The organism is Streptomyces sp. NRRL S-31 (genome assembly GCF_000718775.1).
In the GTDB taxonomy this organism is placed as follows: Bacteria; Actinomycetota; Actinomycetes; order Streptomycetales; family Streptomycetaceae; genus Streptomyces.
The window spans coordinates 19352-38009 of record NZ_JOCB01000088.1 but is presented as its reverse complement, the minus strand read 5'-3'; the positions used below and the strand labels follow the sequence as shown (position 1 = coordinate 38009).

Here is an 18658-nt window from a genome sequence, read left to right as displayed (position 1 = left end):
GCGCGGGGGACGGTGCCGGCGGGGCGGCGGGGCGGTGGCGGGCCGCGGTGCCGTGGGGGGGAAGCGCCACCGTGCCCCCTTCGGTCGCCACCGTCCCGGAATAGGCGCCGAGCGTAGTCACCGCCCGCCGGGCCGGGGGCGTGGCCGGGCGGGCGGCGGCGGGATGTCCGCCCGTTCGGCGGCTCGCGGGCATTCGGGCCGCGGGGCGGGGGCGGGCGGCCGGGGCCGGGGCCTTGTCGGTGGTGCCTGCGAGACTCGGACGGGCACGGCGGAACCGATGCACGAAGGAGTGGTCGGCATGGCAGGCACGGGCGGCGGCGGACGGCCGAGCGTCTACCCCACACTGCTGTACGCGGACGCGAAGGCCGCGATCAGGCAGCTCACCGAGGCCCTCGGCTTCACCGAGCTGTCGGTGTACGAGACGCGGGACGGCACGGTGCTGCACGCCGAGCTGGTCCAGGGAAGCGGCGCGGTGATGATCGGTTCCAAGGGCCGCGGCGGCCTCTTCGACACGGTGATGGCGGACGCCGGACCCGCGGGGGTGTACGTCGTGGTGGACGACGTGGACGCCCACCACGAGCGGGCCGTGGCGCACGGCGTGGAGATCCTGACGCCCCCGACGGACCAGGACTACGGCTCGCGGGACTACCTGGCCCGGGACACCGAGGGGAACATCTGGAGCTTCGGGACGTACGCCCCCGAGATCGGGGTCTGAAGCCGCCCCGCCGCGCGTCAGCCCCCGGTGTGCACCTGGAACGCGGCCCGCCGCACGGCCTTGGCCAGAGCCGGGTCGGGGTGGGCGGCGGCTAGCGCGACCAGGACCTGCACGGTGCGCGGGTGGCCGACGGCGCGGACCTCGTCGAGCAGCCGGGGCACGGTGGGCTGCACCGCGGCCTCCAGGTGCCGGACCAGCATCGGCGCCTCACCGTGGTCGGCGACGGCCGCGGCGGTGTCCACCCAGAGCCAGGTGGCCTCCTCCCGGGTGAGCACCTCGTGGGCGTCCTCCGGGTCGATGCCGTCGTGCTCGGCGAGCCACAGCAGGGCGTACGGCCGCAGGGCCGGCTCGTCCACGACGGCCCGTACGTCGGGCTCGGCGGGGGCGCCGACGACGCGCAGCGCCTCGAAGGCCAGGCCGCGCAGCAGGGCGTCGTCGCCGCGGGCGGCGTCGATCAGCTGGGTGACGGCGCTTCCGACGGGGCGGGCGGCGAGCCAGGCGCGGTACTCGGCGCGGGCCGCGTTGGGCCGGAGCTGGGCGCAGCCGCGGAGCATGTCCTCGGCGGCCTGCTCGATGTTGCCGGCGGGGCTCTGCGCGGCCACGCAGATCTGCTCCAGCTTGACCCACACCGCCCAGCTGCCCAGCGGGGTGAGCGTGGCCTGGCCGCCGCCGTAGGTGAGGGCGCCGACCGAGGCGAGAGCCCGTAGCGCCCAGTCGAGCAGGGGGGCGAGCGGGGCGGGGGCGGCGGGTGCGGGGTCCGCCGGGCCGGGGGAACCGGCCGGCTGCCCGGTGCCGGGTTCGTAGGCGACCTCGCAGCGTTCGGTGCGCAGTTCCGTGACCCGCTGCTGGAGCAGGTCGAGCAGTTGCTCGACCGGGACCGGGCCGGCGGACAGCTGGAGGAAGGAGAGCACCTGGGGCATGGCCGAGACGACCTCGGCGACGGCGGCCGGCTCGTGCCCGTCCGGTTCCGGGCAGGCGAGCGACCAGGCGTCGAAGAGGGCGACCCAGCCGCGCAGGACGGCGCTGTCGTCGCGGTCCCAGGCGCGCAGCCGCCAGCCGGGGCGCGCGCTGTCGCCGTGCACCTCGACGAGTCCGGCGAGGCGGGCGGTGTCCCAGTCGGCGCGGATCTGGGCGGCGCTCAGCCCGAGGTCGGCGGCGGCGCGTTCGGCGGTGGCGGCGGAGAGCGTCGCCTTGCCGTCGGTGGTGGCGGCCTCGCGGCCGGGGCCGAGGGCGGCGTCGGCCCAGCGGGCGACGCGGGCCGCGCCGGCCAGACGGGCGCGGGCCATTCCGGCCAGTTCGGCCGGAGCGGGTGTGCCTTCCGGCGGCCGGGGTGCGGAGCGGCGTGGGCGCCGCTGGTTCACAGCTCTGGGGGCGGCGGCCAGGGGTCGCGGTCGGACGAGTCGGAGCCTGGAGTCGCGCGGGATACGGGACGTCACGGGTGCAGTCTTCCGGTTGACGGTCCGAAAACCCAAACGGAATGTCACGGCGGGCGACGGGGCTGGCCAACGCACCGGGGGCGGGAAGGGCGTCAGGGGCGTGATCGAGCCAGTCCCGGGAGCGCAACCGGAATGTCGCGCACCGGCTTCGGCCGCGCCGGGCGCCCGGGTCACATCAGCGGGGTCAGGAACCGGCGCAGCCGTTCCTCGTACTCCTCGGGGTCCGCGTTCCACATCGCCGCGTGCGGGGCGTGCGGGACGGTGTGCAGGGCGACGAGGCCGGGGCGGCGCCGGGCGAACCGGCGGGAGTACTCCCAGGGGGCGACCCGGTCGTCCGGGCCGTGGATGATCAGGGTGGGGACCCGGAGCCGGTCCGGTTCGGCGGCGCCGGCGACCCGGTCGGCGTGCAGTCCGGCCCGGCCCTGCGCGGCGCGTACGGCGAGCGGCAGCAGCGGCTGCGGGGTGCGCCGGGCCCGGGCCAGGGCGCGCAGCGTGGTCTCCCAGCTGAGCACCGGGGAGTCGAGGACGAGCCCGGCGACGCGCTCGCGAACCGCGGAGTGCTCGGCGGCGCGCAGGGCCATGGTGGCGCCGGTGGACCAGCCGAGGAGGACGACCCGGCGGGCGCCGTAGCGGACGGCGTAGCGGATCGCCGCCTCGACGTCCCGCCACTCGGTCTCGCCGAGGTGGTTCAGCCCGTCCGGCGGGCGGGGGGCGCCGAGGTCGCCGCGGTAGCCGAGGGCGAGCACCGGCAGCCGGCGGCCGTGCAGGAAGCCGATGACGTTCAGGGCGTGTTCCCGGGTGGTGCCGAGCCCGTGCACGGCGATCACCCAGGTGTCCCGGTCGCCGGGCACGAACCAGGCGGGCAGGGCGCCGAGTTCCCCGGGCACGTCGACGTCGGCGTGGTCCAGGCCGAGGGCGGTGCCGGGGTTGCCGACGTACAGGTTGGGGGTGAGCCATACCGTGTCGCCGGCCGCGAGGGTGCCGTGGGTGACGCGGTCCAGCCGCCGTACGACGGTGTCGGCGGTGTGCGGGGCCGTCTCCAGGACGGGGCCGACGACCGCGTGCGAGCCGTCTCCGGCGAGGCCGTAGCTGCCCGGGCGCAGGGCGGCCAGGTCACGGGTGAGCGTGATCCGGCCGGGTGCCGTGCCGTGCACGGTGAGCCGGGGTTCGGTGGGCAGGGGGCGGCCCGCGGGCGCCTTCAGCGCGGCGTCGCTGGCGAGCCGGCCCGCGACCACGGAAGCCGTGCCGGCGGCCAGGACGGCGGTGAGTGCGGTGGCGGTCGCTCTGACGGTGCGCACGGGTCCAGTGTCGTGGGGGGCGCGGCCCCCGGCCAGCGGAAGGGCGGCCGGGGGTGAGGAGCGCGGGGGCGCGGCCGGGTTCGGCACCGGCACCGCCGGCCACGCGCGCCGGGTTCGGGCACCGGCACGGCGGATCGCGGTACGCCCGCCCGTGCGGGCGTACCGCGCGAGGGCGCGGCTCGTCAGGGCCCGGCCGGTCAGGGCGCGGCCCGCCGGGGTCCGGCGTGCCGTCCGGCGGGTCAGGGCGCGGCGGAGCCGGGCGAGCGCGGTCGGCAGGGGGCGAAGCGGGTTGCTGCTCGGCAAGGGGTCACCTCCGTTGGCCATACCCCTTCAAGCGTTCCCCGACCTCCGCCAGTTGTGCCTCGGTCAGCAGGGTCGGTGTCAGACCCGGCACCGACGACGCGGTCAGCCACAGCCGGCACATCCACTCCAGCTGGGCGGTGCGGTCGTAGGCCTGGTCGAGGCCGGCGCCGTAGGTGATCGTGCCGTGGTTCCGGAGCAGGCACCCGGAGCGGCCGTCGAGGGCGCGGAGCATGTGCCCGGCCAGTTCGTCGGTGCCGTAGGTGGCGTAGGGGGCGACCCGGACGGGGCCGCCGAGGGCGGCGGCCATGTAGTGGACCAGCGGCAGTTCGGTGACGAGCGTGGAGACCGCGGTGGCGTGCACGGCGTGGGTGTGCACGACCGCGCGGGCGTCGGTGGTGCGGTAGACGGCGAGGTGCATGGGCAGTTCGCTGGTCGGCGTCGCCGTGCCGAGCACCTGGCGTCCGGTGAGGTCGACACCGGTGATGTCGGCGGGGGTGAGCCGGTCGTAGGGCACGCCCGACGGGGTGACCAGCACGAGGTCGCCGAGGCGGGCGGAGACGTTGCCGGAGGTGCCGACCACCAGGTGGTCGGCGACGGTGCGGCGCGCCGTCGCGACGACCTCCGCCCAGAGCCGTGCCGCGTCCCGCCGCCCGTCGTCCGTGTTCCACCGCGCTTCAGTCATGCGGTGATCCTGCCAGCGGTCAGCCGCGTCCGGGGGCCGGTCCGCGGTTCCGGCCCCTCCGGCTTCGGCGCCCTCCTCCGGCCCGGGAGATGTGCGTCTATATGGGCGGATTAAGACGTAAAACGCCTGAAAACGATAAGAAATCGGCATGGTACGGGCCTTCAATGAATCCCCTTGCCCACTGGACCACAGGACGACCGCCACCGCCCGCGAGGGCCGGGGTCCCCGCCGTCCGCCACCCCGGGGAGACGCATGGCCCGTGCACACACCTCTGCCCGTCACCGCGCCGGCGCCCTGGCCCTGGCCACGGCGGCGGTCCTCGCCCTCACGGGCACCACGCCCGCGACGGCCGGACCGTCCGCGCCGACCGAGCCGCCGGCCTCCCTGGGGGTGCCGCTGCCGGCCGGAACGGCGGGCCGGCCGGGACCGGCGGACTGGTCCGACGCGACGGCCTGGTCCCGGGTGACGGCCTGGCCCGCCCCGGCGGAGCCGGCACCGGCCGCACCGGGGGCGAAACCGAAGGCACCGGGGAAACCGGGCACAGCGGCCGAACCGGCCGCACCGGCGAAGCCGGGCCACCGGCCGGCGCCGGCCCCGGGCCGGCCCGAAGACCGATCCGAGACGCACAAGACACACAAGACACACAAGACGTCCAAGACGACCAAGACGACCAAGACGTCCAAGGCGTCCAAGGCGTCCGGAACACCCAAGGCGTCCAAGGCCCCCAAGGGCCATGACGTGTCGTCCCACCAGAAGCGCGTGGACTGGCCGGCCGCCCGGGCGAAGGGCGCGCGGTTCGTCTACGTCAAGGCGACCGAGTCCACGACCTACCGCAACCCCTACTTCACCCGGCAGTACTCCGGCGCCCGCGCGGCCGGCCTGCTGCGGGGCGCGTACCACTTCGCCCGGCCGGACCGGTCCTCCGGCGCCAAGCAGGCCGCGTACTTCCTGCGGCACGGCGGCGACTGGCGGGCCGACGGCTGGACGCTGCCGCCCGCGCTGGACATCGAGTACAACCCCTATGACGCCCGGCACAAGTGCTACGGGGTGGGCAAGGCCCGGATGGTCCGCTGGATCCGCTCGTTCAGCGACGAGGTCAAGCGGGAGACGGGCCGCCGTCCGGTGATCTACACGACGACCCAGTGGTGGAAGGCGTGCACCGGCGACAGCCGCGCGTTCTCCGGGAACCACGCCCTGTGGATCGCCCGGCACGGCACCTCCCGGCCGGGCAAGCTGCCGGGCGGCTGGCGGTACTGGACGATCTGGCAGTACGACGCCAAGGGGCGCCTGCCGGGTGACCAGAATCTCTTCAACGGGTCCCTGAGCCGCTTGCGGATCTTCGCGCGGGGCCGGTAGCCAAGGGACGCCTGGGGCGAGGGGGCGAGGGGGAGACCGAACCCGCATTACGGACACCACCGTGCCCGCCTCAGTTCATCTTCCGTTCACCCAGGTTGCCTACGTTCGACCAGCCAACGACCTCGAACGATTGCCTGGGTAAATGGAAAGCTTCTCGCTGATCCTCGCGATTGTGGTGGTAACCGCTCTCGCGTTCGATTTCACGAACGGTTTCCACGACACCGCGAACGCGATGGCCACCACCATCTCGACAGGCGCCCTGAAGCCCAAGATCGCGGTTGTCATGTCCGCCTGCCTCAACCTTGTGGGCGCCTTCCTCTCCGTGGAGGTCGCGAACACGATCTCCAAGGGTCTCGTCGACGAGACCGGCATCCGTCCCGAGGTCATCTTCGCCGCCCTGGTCGGCGCGATCCTCTGGAACCTGCTGACCTGGCTGGTCGGCCTCCCCTCCAGTTCCTCGCACGCCCTGATGGGCGGTCTGGTCGGCGCCACCGTCGCCTCCGCCGGCTTCGGCGCCGTCCACGGTGACGTCCTGGTCACCAAGGTGCTGCTGCCGGCCGTCGCCGCGCCGGTCGTGGCGGGTCTGGCCTCGTTCCTGGCCACCCGGTTCTCCTACGGCATCGGCGGCGCCGAGGGCGACGCCACCCGCAAGGGCTACCGCGCCGGACAGATCGCCTCAGCCGGTCTGGTCTCGCTCGCCCACGGCACCAACGACGCCCAGAAGACGATGGGCATCATCACCCTCGCGCTGATCGCGGGCGGCGCCATCGCCCCCGGCTCCAACCCTCCCACCTGGGTGATCCTCTCGGCCGGCCTCGCCATCGCGCTCGGCACCTACATCGGCGGCTGGCGCATCATCCGCACCATGGGCAAGGGCCTGACCGACCTGGAGCCGCGCCAGGGCTTCGCCGCCCAGACCAGCGCAGCGACCGCCATCCTGGCCTCCTCCCACCTCGGCTTCTCCCTCTCCACCACCCATGTCGTCTCCGGCTCGGTGATGGGCGCGGGCCTCGGCCGCAAGGGCGGCGTGGTCCGCTGGTCGACCGCGACCCGCATGGTCGTCGCCTGGCTGCTCACCCTGCCGGCCGCCGCGCTGGTCGGCGCGGGCGCCGAGTCCGTCACCGACCTCGGTGACGGGGGCACCGCCGCCGTCGCCGTCTTCCTGGTCGCCGCCAGCGCCGCGATCTGGAAGATCTCCCGCCGCGAGGTCGTCGACCACACCAACGTGGTGGAGGAGACCGGCGAGCCGGCCGGCGTGGTGACCACCGCCATCGCCGCGGTCACCCCGCCGCCCGCGGGCCCGGCCACCGAGAGCCTGACGGCCACCATTCCCTCCCCGGCCGCCCCGCCGACCCCCGCCGCTCCGCCGGCCGCCGCGGTCTGACCCCGAGCACACGGTTACTGAAGGAAGATCCCCATGAAGATCGACTGGGCGGCCCTCGGCTCCGTCTTCGGCGTCAGCGTCGCGTTCACGGTGGGCCTCGTGGCCCTGTTCACCCTCGGCATCGGCGGCCTGTCCCGCCGGGAGCGGGCCACGGCGCAGGGTGACTCCGCCGCCCTCGCCGTCACCGGCGCCTACGTCTGCTTCGCGGCCTGCGCGGCGGCGGTGGCGTACGGCATCTACCTGATCGTGGCCAAGGCCTGACCCCGTAGCACCGTGACGACGGCCCCGCCGGGCCCCCGCCTTCCGGGGGACCGGCGGGGCCGTCGTGCTCCCGCCGCCCGGCCACAGCGGGTGAACACGGCCCGGCGGCCCGGTGGTGTGGGCCTCAGCACAGTCGGGCACCGCAGGTCAAAGGCAAGTTGACGGCCGTTGAAGGCGCGTGGTGGACTGCCCAGGCCAATTACGGCGGCAGAAGAGGAAGCCGGTGCGAATCCGGCGCGGTCCCGCCACTGTCACCGGGGAAGAACCCCCGGGAGCCAGGAACTCTCGCCGCCGGAAAACGTCGAACCAGGGCGTGGACACCCTGAGTGAGGACATGAATCGCCATGCTCGGCTGCCGAAGGACCCGTACCAGGACCGCTCCTGCGCCCACCGCCGGCTGAGCCGATGGGTGCCGATCGCACATACGCGTACGGTGCCGCCGCCGGCCTCCTCGGTGACCTCCTCCTCGGCGATCCCCACCGCGGGCACCCGGTCGCCGTGTTCGGCCGGGCGGCCGGAGCCGTGGAAGGCGCCTTGTGGCACGACCACCGCGGCTGGGGCGCCCTGCACACCACCGTCTGCGCCGGTGGCGCCGTCGCTCTGGGCGCCCTGGCGGCATACGCCGTACGTCCCTGCCGTACCGCCTCCGTCGCGCTGACCGCCGCCGCCACCTGGGCCGTCGTCGGCGGCACCTCGCTGGCCCGGGAGGCCCGCACCGTGGCCCGCGCCCTGGAGGCGGGGGACGTGGCCGCCGCCCGGACCCGGCTGCCCCACCTGTGCGGCCGTGACCCGCAGGCGCTGGACGCCGACGGCATCGCCCGGGCCGTGGTGGAGTCGGTCGCCGAGAACACCTCGGACGCCGTCGTGGGCGCCCTGGTGTGGGGGGCCGTGGCCGGGGTGCCGGGTCTGCTCGGGTTCCGGGCGGTCAACACCCTGGACGCGATGGTGGGTCACAAGTCGCCCCGGCACCGGCGCTTCGGCTGGGCCTCCGCCCGCCTCGACGACGTCGCCGGCTGGCCGGGGGCCCGGCTGACCGCCGTGCTCGCCGCCGCCGCCGGACCCGACCCGCGGGGCGCCGTGCGCGCCTGGCGGGCCGACGCGCGCAAGCACCCGAGCCCCAACGCCGGGCCGGTGGAGGCGTCGTTCGCGGGCGCCCTCGGCGTACGCCTCGGCGGCACGCTGTCCTACGACGGCCGGGTCGAGCACCGGCCCATGCTCAACGGCGGCGGACGACCGGTCCGGACCGCCGACATCGACCGGGCCGTGCGGCTCTCCCGCCGGGTCGGCCTGCTCGCCCTCGGCGCCACGGTCGCCGCGCGCGCACTCGTGAAGGGACGTGGCAAGTGAACGGTGGTCTCCTCGTGGCCGGCACCACCTCCGACGCCGGCAAGAGCGTGGTGACGGCCGGCATCTGCCGCTGGCTGGTGCGCCAGGGCGTGAAGGTGGCGCCGTTCAAGGCGCAGAACATGTCCCTCAACTCGTTCGTCACCCGGGAGGGCGCGGAGATCGGCCGGGCGCAGGCCATGCAGGCCCAGGCGTGCCGGATCGAGCCGACCGCGCTGATGAACCCGGTGCTGCTCAAGCCGGGCGGCGAACAGAGCAGCCAGGTGGTGCTGCTGGGCAAGCCGGTGGGCGAGCTGAGCGCGCGCGGCTACCACGGCGGGCGCCAGCAGCGGCTGCTGGGCACCGTGCTGGACTGCCTGGCCGAGTTGCGGGGCACGTATGACGCGGTGATCTGCGAGGGGGCGGGGAGCCCGGCCGAGATCAACCTGCGCCGGACGGACATCGTCAACATGGGCATCGCCCGGAGGGCGCGACTGCCCGTCCTCGTCGTCGGCGACATCGACCGCGGGGGCGTCTTCGCCTCCTTCTTCGGGACCGTCGCCCTGCTCTCGCCCGAGGACCAGGAGCTGGTCGCCGGCTTCCTGGTGAACAAGTTCCGGGGCGATGTCGGCCTGCTGGAGCCCGGCCTGGACATGCTCCGGGACCTCACCGGGCGGCGGACGTACGGCGTGCTGCCCTTCCGGCACGGGCTCGGCATCGACGAGGAGGACGGAATGGGGGTCCCCCCGCGCGAGCGAAGCCGAGCGTGGGGGAGGGTGTCGCTGCGCGGGGCCGTGCGGGAGTCCACCGTCGCTCCCCCGGTCGGCGCGGACGTGCTGCGGGTAGCCGTGTGCGCGATCCCGCTGATGTCCAACTTCACCGACGTCGACGCGCTGGCCGCCGAACCCGGCGTCGTGGTGCGGTTCGTGGACCGGCCGGAGGAGCTGGCCGACGCCGACCTGGTGATCGTCCCGGGCACCCGCGGCACCGTGCGGGCGCTCCGGTGGCTGCGCGAGCGGGGCCTCGCCGAGGCGCTCGCGCGGCGGGCCGCCGAGCACCGCCCGGTCCTCGGCATCTGCGGCGGCTTCCAGATCCTCGGCGAGCACATCGAGGACGAGGTGGAGTCCCGCGCCGGTGCCGTTCCCGGACTCGGACTGCTGCCCGTCCGGGTGCGCTTCGCCCGGGAGAAGACCCTCGCCCGGCCGTCCGGACAGGCCCTCGGCGAGCCGGTCGACGGCTACGAGATCCACCACGGGGTGGCAGCCGTCCACGGCGGTGAACCCTTCCTGGACGGCTGCCGGGCCGGCCAGACCTGGGGCACCCACTGGCACGGCTCACTGGAGTCGGACGGCTTCCGGCGGGCCTTCCTGCGCGAGGTGGCCGCGGCCGCCGGGCGCCGCTTCGTGCCCGCGCCGGACACCTCCTTCGCCGCGCTGCGCGAGGAGCAGCTCGACCGGCTCGGCGACCTGATCGAACAGCACGCGGACACCGACGCGCTCCGGCGGCTCATCGAGTCGGGCGCGCCGCAAGGACTGCCTTTCATTCCACCGGGAGCGCCCGCATGAGCACAGTGTTGTTGTTGTCGACCGCCGACACGGATCTGCTGGCGGCCCGGGCCTCCGGCGCCGGCTACCGCATCGGCAACCCGACCCGGGTCGACGTCGCCGAGGAGCTGCCGGGCCTGATCGAGGGCGCGGACATCGCCGTCGTACGGCTGCTGGGCGGCAAGCGGGCCTGGGAGGACGGGCTGGCCGCGCTGAAGGCGTCCGGTGTCCCGACCGTGCTGCTGGGCGGCGAGACCGTGCCGGACGCCGAGCTGATGGCCGAGTCGTCGGTGCCGGCCGGTGTGGTCGCCGAGGCGCTGGCGTACCTGGTCGAGGGCGGCCCGGCGAACCTGCTGGAGCTGTCCCGGTTCCTGTCGGACACCGTGCTGCTGACCGGCGAGGGCTTCGCGGAGCCGCACCGGATGCCGGAGTTCGGCGTGCACGGCGGGTACGAGGTCCGGGGCGGCCGCCCGACCGTGGGCGTGCTCTTCTACCGGGCGCACGAACTCAGCGGCAACACCGCCTTCGTGGACACGCTGTGCGCGGCGATCGAGGCGCACGGCGCCAACGCCCTGCCCGTCTACTGCGGTTCGCTGCGCGGCGCGGACGCCGGGCTGTACGAACTGCTGGGCCGGACCGACGCGCTGGTGGCCACCGTGCTCGCGGCCGGCGGCACGCACGCCTCGCAGGCGTCGGCGGGCGGCGACGAGGAGGCATGGGACATCGGCGCCCTCGCCGAGCTGGACGTCCCGGTCCTGCAAGGGCTGTGCCTGACCTCGTCGCGGGAGGCGTGGGAGGCGTCCGACGCGGCGCTGTCCCCGATGGACGCGGCGATGCAGGTCGCGATCCCGGAGTTCGACGGCCGGCTGATCACCGTCCCGTTCTCCTTCAAGGAGCAGGGCCCCGACGAGGTGCCGGTGTACGTCGCCGACCCCGAGCGGGCCGCGCGGGTGGCCGGGATCGCCGTCCGGCACGCCCGGCTGCGGCACAAGCCGAACGCCGAGAAGCGGATCGCGCTCGTCTTCACGGCGTACCCGACCAAGCACTCCCGGGTCGGCAACGCGGTGGGTCTGGACACGCCCGCGTCGGCGGTGCGGCTGCTGGACGCGCTCCGGGACGCCGGGTACGCGCTCACCGAATACCCCGACGGCGGCGACGAGTTGATCCACCGGCTGATCGAGGCCGGCGGCCATGACGTGGAGTGGCTGACCGAGGAGCAGCTGGCCGCCGCGCCCGCGCGGGTGCCGCTCGCCGACTACCGGGCGTGGTTCGGGACGCTGGACCCGGAGCTGCGCGGGGCGATGACCGAGGCGTGGGGCGAGCCGCCGGGCAACCTCTACGTCGACGGCGACGACATCGTGCTCGCGTCCCTGCGGTTCGGCAACGTCGTGGTGATGATCCAGCCGCCGCGCGGCTTCGGCGAGAACCCGATCGCGATCTACCACGACCCGGACATGCCGCCGTCCCACCACTACCTGGCGGCCTACCGCTGGCTGGAGAACAGTTTCGGCGCCGACGCCATCGTGCACATGGGCAAGCACGGCACGATGGAGTGGCTGCCCGGCAAGGGCCTGGGGCTGAGCGCCGGGTGCGCGCCGGACGCCGTCCTCGGCGACCTGCCGCTGGTCTACCCGTTCATCGTCAACGACCCCGGCGAGGGCACCCAGGCCAAGCGGCGCGGGCACGCCACGGTCGTCGACCACCTGGTGCCGCCGATGGCGCGCGCGGACACCTACGGCGACCTGGCCAAGCTGGAGCAGCTGCTGGACGAGTACGCGCTCGTCTCCGACCTGGACCCGGTGAAGGCCCCGGCTGTCCGCGCCCAGATCTGGACCCTGGTCAAGGCGGCCGAACTCCACCACGACCTGCACGTGGACGAGCAGCCGGACGACGACGCGTTCGACGAGTTCGTCATGCACATCGACGGCTATCTGTGCGAGATCAAGGACGTGCAGATCCGTGACGGCCTGCACGTCCTGGGCGGCGGGCCGGTCGGCGAGCCGCGCGTGAACCTGGTGCTGGCCGTGCTGCGCGCCGCGCAGGTGTGGGGCGGGCAGGCGAACGCCCTGCCCGGTCTGCGGGCCGCGCTCGCCGCCCACTACGGGCTGGACGAGAAGGAGCTGCTGGCCGAGCCCGGCGCGCCGGTGAAGGCGCCGGTGGAGCTGACCGAGCTGGTCGAGGGGCCCTCCCGGACCGGTGCCGACGCGATCGACCTGCTGGAGCAGCTGTGCCGGCGGATCGCGGAGGGCATGGAGGCGCGGGCGTGGGACCGCGCCGTCGTCCCCGCGGTGCTGCGGGGCGTGCTCGGCGACGACCTGCCCGACGCGGTCGCGGTGCTGGAGTTCGCGTGCGCCGAGGTGGTGCCGCGGCTGGCGCGGACCACCGACGAGATCGGGAACATCCTGCGGGCCCTGGACGGCGGTTACATCCCGGCCGGGCCGTCGGGCTCGCCGACCCGCGGTCTGGTGAACGTGCTGCCGACCGGCCGCAACTTCTACTCCGTCGACCCCAAGGCGATCCCGTCCCGGCTGAGCTGGGAGGTCGGGCAGGCGCTGGCGGACTCGCTGGTCGCCCGCTACCTCCAGGACACCGGCGAGTACCCCGAGTCGGTGGGGCTGACGGTCTGGGGCACGTCCGCGATGCGCACCCAGGGCGACGACATCGCCGAGATCCTGGCGCTGCTGGGCTGCCGCCCGGTGTGGGACGACGCCTCGCGCCGGGTGACCGGTTTCGAGGTGGTCCCGCTCGCGGAGCTGGGGCGCCCGCGCATCGACGTCACCGTCCGCATCTCCGGCTTCTTCCGGGACGCGTTCCCGCACGTGGTCGGGTTGATCGACGACGCGGTGCGGACGGTGGCGGAGCTGGACGAGCCGGCCGACCGCAACCACGTGAAGGCGCACGCCGACGAGGACACCGCCGGGCACGGCGACCGGCGGCGCGCCACGGCGCGGATCTTCGGCTCCAAGCCGGGCGCCTACGGTGCCGGTCTGCTGCCGCTGATCGACGCCCGCAACTGGCGCTCCGACGCCGACCTGGCCGAGGTGTACGCGGTGTGGGGCGGTTACGCGTACGGGCGCGGGCTCGACGGGCGGGCGGCGCGCGGGGACATGGAGACGGCGTTCCGGCGGATCGCGGTCGCCGCGAAGAACGTCGACACCCGTGAGCACGACCTGGTCGACGCCGACGACTACTTCCAGTACCACGGCGGCATGGTCGCCATGGTCCGGCACCTGACCGGTGCCAGCCCCGAGGCGTACGTGGGCGATTCGGCCGTGCCGGACCAGGTGCGGACCCGCACGCTGGGCGAGGAGACGCACCGCGTGTTCCGGGCGCGCGTGGTCAACCCGCGCTGGATGGCGGCCATGCGGCGGCACGGCTACAAGGGCGCCTTCGAGATGGCGGCCACCGTGGACTACCTGTTCGGGTACGACGCGACGGCCGGTGTGGTCGACGACTGGATGTACGAGAAGCTCAGCGCCGAGTACGTCTTCGACCAGGAGAACCGGGACTTCATGAAGAAGTCCAACCCGTGGGCGCTGCGCGGGATCACCGAGCGGCTGCTGGAGGCGGCGGACCGCGGGCTGTGGGCGGAGCCGGACGCGGAGACGCTGGAGCGGCTGCGCGCCACCTACCTGGAGCTGGAAGGCGACTTGGAGGGCGACCAGTGACCACCCCGTTCCCGTTTACGGCCGTCGTCGGCCAGGACGACCTGCGGCTCGCGCTGCTGCTGAACGCCGTGTCACCGGCGGTCGGCGGAGTGCTGGTGCGCGGCGAGAAGGGCACCGCCAAGTCCACGGCGGTACGCGCCCTCTCGGCGCTGCTGCCGGCGGTGGCCGTGGTGCCCGGGTGCCGGTTCTCCTGCGACCCGGCCGCCCCCGACCCGGCGTGCCCGGACGGCCCGCACGAGCCGGGCCCCGGCACCGAGCGCCCGGCCCGGATGGTGGAGCTGCCGGTCGGTGCCTCCGAGGACCGGCTGGTCGGCGCGCTGGACATCGAGCGGGCGCTCGCCGAGGGCGTGAAGGCGTTCGAGCCGGGGCTGCTGGCCGACGCGCACCGCGGCATCCTCTACGTCGACGAGGTCAACCTCCTCCACGACCACCTGGTGGACCTGCTGCTGGACGCGGCGGCGATGGGGGCCTCGTACGTCGAGCGGGAGGGCGTGTCGGTGCGGCACGCGGCCCGTTTCCTGCTGGTCGGCACGATGAACCCCGAAGAGGGCGAGCTGCGCCCGCAGTTGCTGGACCGGTTCGGGCTGACCGTGGAGGTCGCGGCCTCGCGGGAGCCGGACCAGCGCGTGGAGGTCGTCCGGCGCCGGCTGGCCTACGACGACGATCCCGCCGCCTTCGCCGCGCGCTGGGCCGGCGAGGAGGCCGCCGTACGGCAGCGGATCGCGGCGGCCCGGGAGCTGCTGCCGCGGGTGCGGCTGGGCGACGGAGCGCTGCGGCAGATCGCGGCGACCTGCGCTGCCTTCGAGGTGGACGGCATGCGGGCCGACATCGTGATGGCGCGGACCGCAACCGCGCTGGCCGCGTGGGCCGGGCGGACGGACGTGCTCGCGGAGGACGTGCGGCAGGCGGCGCTGCTGGCGCTGCCGCACCGGCGCCGGCGCAATCCGTTCGACGCGCCGGGCCTGGACGAGGAGAAGCTGGACGAGACGCTGGAGCAGTCCGCCGGGGGCGACGGCGAGGGGGACGACGACCCGGGTCCCGGCGGCCCCGGTGGCGGCGGTCAGCCGCAGCCCGACGCCGGGCCGTCGGGCGACGGCGGGAGCGCCGCGCGCCCCGAGGCCGGCGAGGGCGGGGAACCGCAGCCGTCCGGTGCCGGCGAGCAGTCGGCGGTACGGGCCGCCGAGCCCTTCCGCACCAAGGTGCTGAGCGTGCCCGGGATCGGCGAGGGCGCCGCCGGGCGGCGGTCGCGGGCCCGTACCGAGCACGGCCGGACCACCGGCGACCGGCGGCCCCGGGGGGCGCTGACGAAGCTGCACCTGGCGGCGACCGTGCGGGCCGCCGCGCCGCACCAGCGGGCGCGCGGGCGGTCCGGGCCGGGGCTGGTGGTCCGCCGGGACGACCTGCGGCAGGCGGCCCGGGAGGGGCGTGAGGGCAACCTCGTGCTGTTCGTGGTGGACGCCTCCGGGTCGATGGCGGCGCGGCAGCGGATGGGCGCCGTCAAGGGTGCCGTGCTGTCCCTGCTGCTCGACGCCTACCAGCGCCGGGACAAGGTGGGTCTGGTGACCTTCCGGGGTTCCGGCGCGGAGGTGGCGCTGCCGCCGACGTCCTCCGTCGACGCCGCCGCCGCGCGGCTGCAGTCGCTGCCGACCGGGGGCCGTACGCCGCTGGCCGCCGGGCTGCTGAAGGCGCACGAGGTGCTGCGCGTGGAGCGGCTGCGGGACCCGGCGCGGCGGGCGCTGGTCGTGGTGGTGACCGACGGCCGGGCGACGGGCGGGCCGGAGCCGGTGGCGCTCGCGGGACGCGCGGCCCGGCTGTTCGCGGCCGGGGGCGTCGCCTCGGTGGTCGTGGACTGCGAGTCGGGGCCGGTGCGGCTCGGACTCGCCGGGCGGCTCGCGGATGAGCTGGCCGGTACGGCGGTGACGCTGGACGAGCTGCGGGCGGACTCGATCGCCGGGCTGGTGAGGGGAATGCAGAGCGGGAGGGCCGCGTAATGCCGCAGGGACAGCCGAGTGTGGTGCCGGACGACGGACTGACGACCCGGCAGCGGCGCAACCGCCCGCTGGTCGTGGTGCACACGGGCATCGGCAAGGGCAAGTCGACGGCCGCGTTCGGGCTCGCGCTGCGCGCCTGGAACCAGGGGTGGCCCATCGGGGTGTTCCAGTTCGTCAAGTCGGCGAAGTGGAAGGTCGGCGAGGAGAACGCGCTGCGCGTGCTCGGCGCCTCCGGGGAGGGCGGCACCGTCGCCTGGCACAAGATGGGCGAGGGCTGGTCCTGGGTCCAGCGCGACGCGCAGATGGACAACGAGGAGAAGGCCCGCGAGGGCTGGGAGCAGGTCAAGCGGGACCTGGCCGCCGAGACGTACCGGCTGTACGTGCTGGACGAGTTCGCGTACCCGATGCACTGGGGCTGGGTGGACACCGAGGAGGTCGTCGAGGTGCTGCGCGGCCGTCCCGGCACCCAGCACGTGGTGATCACCGGGCGGAACGCGCCGCCGGAGCTGGTGGACCTCGCCGACCTCGTCACCGACATGTCCAAGGTCAAGCACCCGATGGACGCGGGCCAGAAGGGCCAGAAGGGCATCGAGTGGTGACGTCCGTTCCCCGGCTGGTCATCGCCGCGCCCTCGTCGGGCAGCGGCAAGACCACCGTCGCCACGGGGCTGATGGCCGCGTTCGCCGCGCGGGGGCTCGCCGTGTCCCCGCACAAGGTCGGACCGGACTACATCGACCCCGGCTACCACGCCCTCGCGACCGGGCGGGCGGGGCGCAACCTGGACGCGTACCTGTGCGGGCCGGAGCTGATCGCGCCGCTGTTCGCGCACGGGGCGCGGGGGTGCGACCTGGCCGTGGTCGAGGGCGTGATGGGGCTGTACGACGGGGCCGCCGGGGAGGGCGAGCTGGCCTCCACCGCCCACGTCGCCAAGCTGCTGCGGGCGCCGGTGGTGCTGGTGGTCGACGCCTCCGCGCAGTCCCGGTCGGTGGCGGCGCTGGTGCACGGGTTCGCCTCCTGGGACCCGGGGGTGCGGATCGGGGGCGTGATCCTGAACAAGGTCGCGTCCGACCGGCACGAGGAGCTGCTGCGGGAGGCGCTGGACGCCTCCGGGGTGCCGGTGCTGGGGGTGCTGCGGCGGGCCCCCCAGGTGGACACGCCCGCGCGCCACCTGGGCCTGGTGCCGGTCGCCGAGCGCCGCTCGGCGGCGACGGAGGCGGTGGCGGCGATGGCCGCGCAGGTGGAGCGGGGCTGTGATCTGCCGGCCCTGCTGGAGCTGGCGCGCGGCGCGGGCGACCTGCCGTGCGCGCCCTGGCAGCCGCCCGTCACCGCGGTGGAGCGGCGCGCGGTGGTCGCCGTCGCCGGCGGCCCCGCCTTCACCTTCTCCTACGCCGAGCACACCGAGCTGCTCACCGCCGCCGGGGCCGACGTGGTCGTCTTCGATCCGCTGCGGGACGAGCGGCTTCCCGAGGGCACCGCGGGGCTGGTCGTCGGCGGCGGTTTCCCCGAGGTGTACGGCGCCGAGCTGTCCGCCAACGAGCCGCTGCGCCGGGCCGTCGCGCGGCTCGCGCTCTCCGGCGCCCCCGTCGCCGCCGAGTGCGCCGGGCTGCTCTACCTCTGCCGTGAGCTGGACGGGCGGCCCATGTGCGGCGTGCTGGACGCCGGCGCGCGGATGACGGAGCGGCTGACGCTCGGCTACCGGGACGCCGTGGCCGTGGGCGACAGCGCCCTGGCGGCGGCCGGGACGCGGATGCGGGGGCACGAGTTCCACCGCACCGTCGTCGAGCCGGGTGCCGGTGCCGCTCCCGCCTGGGGCGTACGGACCCCGGAGCGGCGGGTCGAAGGTTTCGTGCAGCGGGGCGTGCACGCGAGTTATCTGCACACGCACTGGGCGTCCGAGCCCGGTGTCGCCCGTCGGTTCGTGGAGAGGTGCCGGACGTCATGAGCAGCAGGCTGGTCGGAGTCGGGGTCGGTCCGGGCGATCCGGAGCTGGTGACCGTCAAGGGGGTCAACGCCCTGCGGGACGCCGAGGTCGTCGTCGTCCCCGTGATGGCCGCGCCGGACGGGACGGACGGCGGGGAGCCGGGGCGCGCCGAGGCGACCGTGCTGCACTACGTGCCCGCCGGGAAGGTCGTCCGGGTGGTGTTCGCGCTGAACGAGCGGTCCGACCGGGCTCGCCGGGAGGCCGCCTGGGACGTGGCCGGCGCCCGGGTCGCCGAACTGCTCGCCGCGCACGGGTCGGTCGCGTTCGCCACCATCGGCGACCCGAACGTGTACTCCACGTTCACCTATCTGGCGCAGACCGTCGCGGAGCTGGTGCCGGGCGTCGTCGTGGAGACCGTGCCCGGGATCACCGCCATGCAGGATCTCGCGGCGCGCTCCGGGGCGGTGCTGACGGAGGGCACCGAGCCGCTGACGCTGGTGCCGGTGACGGCCGGCGCCCGGGTGCTGAGGGAGGCGCTGGCCGGGCCGGGCACGGTCGTGGCGTACAAGTTCGGGCGGCAGGCGGCCGAGGTCGCCGCCGCGCTGGCGGAGACCGGGCGGCTCGGGGACGCCGTGTGGGGCTCGGCGCTGGGGCTGCCGGAGGAGTCGGTGCGGCCGGCCGCCGAGCTGGACGGGGTCGCGCTGCCGTACCTGTCGACGCTGATCGCGCCGCCGCGGCGCGGCGGTGGCCGGGGCGGCAAGCTGTGACGACGGGCG

Annotated in this window: 13 protein-coding genes, 1 pseudogene and 1 riboswitch; of the genes and pseudogenes, 11 read left to right on the top strand and 3 right to left on the bottom strand. The window is 75.1% G+C overall.

Going from position 1 to position 18658, the window contains the following annotated elements; all coding sequences use genetic code 11:
* The first annotated feature begins 298 nt into the window (after window positions 1–298).
* Window positions 299–715 (top strand): VOC family protein, encoded by a 417-nt coding sequence (locus tag IF37_RS0129215; RefSeq protein ID WP_253915881.1) that lies wholly within the window; start codon window positions 299–301, stop codon window positions 713–715.
* Window positions 716–732: 17 nt separating this feature from the next.
* On the opposite strand, the gene IF37_RS0129210 is transcribed toward IF37_RS0129215, so the two are convergent.
* The 3 genes from IF37_RS0129210 to IF37_RS0129200 form a co-directional block, all read right to left on the bottom strand.
* The gene (locus IF37_RS0129210) at window positions 733–2001 is read right to left on the bottom strand and encodes a hypothetical protein (RefSeq protein WP_030748998.1); all 1269 of its coding nucleotides are present in this window, start codon (window positions 1999–2001) and stop codon (window positions 733–735) included.
* Between the two features lie 320 nt (window positions 2002–2321).
* The gene (locus tag IF37_RS0129205) at window positions 2322–3449 is read right to left on the bottom strand and encodes an alpha/beta hydrolase (protein WP_030748996.1); all 1128 of its coding nucleotides are present in this window, start codon (window positions 3447–3449) and stop codon (window positions 2322–2324) included.
* Window positions 3450–3756: 307 nt separating this feature from the next.
* A complete protein-coding gene (locus IF37_RS0129200; RefSeq protein ID WP_030748993.1) occupies window positions 3757–4434 on the bottom strand; it encodes a class II aldolase/adducin family protein in 678 nt (225 codons plus the stop codon).
* A gap of 714 nt (window positions 4435–5148) precedes the next feature.
* On the opposite strand from IF37_RS0129200, the pseudogene IF37_RS41265 reads away from it, so the two are divergent.
* From IF37_RS41265 to cobI, 10 genes and pseudogenes are all read left to right on the top strand, one after another.
* Window positions 5149–5790 (top strand): annotated as a pseudogene (locus IF37_RS41265) (lysozyme); the annotation flags it as partial.
* A gap of 142 nt (window positions 5791–5932) precedes the next feature.
* The gene (locus tag IF37_RS0129190) at window positions 5933–7174 is read left to right on the top strand and encodes an inorganic phosphate transporter (protein ID WP_030748987.1); all 1242 of its coding nucleotides are present in this window, start codon (window positions 5933–5935) and stop codon (window positions 7172–7174) included.
* Between the two features lie 33 nt (window positions 7175–7207).
* On the top strand, window positions 7208–7435 hold the full coding sequence (locus IF37_RS0129185; RefSeq protein WP_030748984.1) for a hypothetical protein: 228 nt from the start codon (window positions 7208–7210) through the stop codon (window positions 7433–7435).
* A 165-nt stretch (window positions 7436–7600) separates the two neighbouring features.
* Window positions 7601–7743, top strand: a riboswitch (cobalamin riboswitch).
* Between the two features lie 97 nt (window positions 7744–7840).
* The gene (locus IF37_RS0129180) at window positions 7841–8782 is read left to right on the top strand and encodes a cobalamin biosynthesis protein (RefSeq protein ID WP_030748981.1); all 942 of its coding nucleotides are present in this window, start codon (window positions 7841–7843) and stop codon (window positions 8780–8782) included.
* Window positions 8779–10323 (top strand): cobyric acid synthase, encoded by a 1545-nt coding sequence (locus tag IF37_RS0129175; protein ID WP_030748979.1) that lies wholly within the window; start codon window positions 8779–8781, stop codon window positions 10321–10323. The genes IF37_RS0129180 and IF37_RS0129175 overlap by 4 nt, the downstream gene beginning before the upstream one ends.
* Entirely contained in the window at window positions 10320–13970 is a 3651-nt protein-coding gene (gene cobN / locus IF37_RS0129170) for a cobaltochelatase subunit CobN (protein WP_030748977.1), read from the top strand. The genes IF37_RS0129175 and cobN overlap by 4 nt, the downstream gene beginning before the upstream one ends.
* Entirely contained in the window at window positions 13967–15961 is a 1995-nt protein-coding gene (locus IF37_RS0129165) for a putative cobaltochelatase (protein ID WP_030748975.1), read from the top strand. Before cobN ends, IF37_RS0129165 begins: the two co-directional genes overlap by 4 nt.
* The gene (gene cobO, locus IF37_RS0129160) at window positions 15961–16560 is read left to right on the top strand and encodes a cob(I)yrinic acid a,c-diamide adenosyltransferase (RefSeq protein WP_030748974.1); all 600 of its coding nucleotides are present in this window, start codon (window positions 15961–15963) and stop codon (window positions 16558–16560) included. Before IF37_RS0129165 ends, cobO begins: the two co-directional genes overlap by 1 nt.
* Window positions 16554–17903, top strand: coding sequence for a cobyrinate a,c-diamide synthase (locus tag IF37_RS0129155; RefSeq protein WP_030748972.1), 1350 nt, complete (start codon window positions 16554–16556; stop codon window positions 17901–17903). The genes cobO and IF37_RS0129155 overlap by 7 nt, the downstream gene beginning before the upstream one ends.
* On the top strand, window positions 17900–18649 hold the full coding sequence (gene cobI / locus IF37_RS0129150; RefSeq protein WP_030748970.1) for a precorrin-2 C(20)-methyltransferase: 750 nt from the start codon (window positions 17900–17902) through the stop codon (window positions 18647–18649). Before IF37_RS0129155 ends, cobI begins: the two co-directional genes overlap by 4 nt.
* Window positions 18650–18658 lie beyond the last annotated feature (9 nt).